The organism is uncultured Serinicoccus sp., assembly GCF_947487915.1.
Classification (GTDB): Bacteria; Actinomycetota; Actinomycetes; order Actinomycetales; family Dermatophilaceae; genus Ornithinicoccus.
Map to the genome: position 1 here is coordinate 1 of NZ_CANKYH010000063.1, position 230 is coordinate 230.

1 protein-coding gene is annotated in these 230 nt (G+C 72.2%); it reads right to left on the reverse strand.

Annotated features, from left to right (window positions below):
• The coding region (locus Q0795_RS17205; RefSeq protein ID WP_298891807.1) for a TSUP family transporter at positions 1 to 230 on the reverse strand (230 nt) is incomplete at both ends.

The window sequence follows — 230 nt, forward strand, 5'->3', positions numbered from 1 at the left end:
CGCCGGATGCCCGCCCCCCGCGAGTTCACAGGAGAGCCGCGCTCGTCGCTCTTGCGCTCGAGCTTGAGGGCCGGCACGAGGATGACGCCGCCGCCGACGCCGATGAATCCGGAGAGGAAGCCGGCCGCGAGCCCGATCGCGATGAGCGCGATCCAGTAGCGGAACGGGATATCGTCGTGGGCGTCACGGCTCGTGAGGGCGGGGTTGAGGGAGGGGGGGACGCCGAGCGG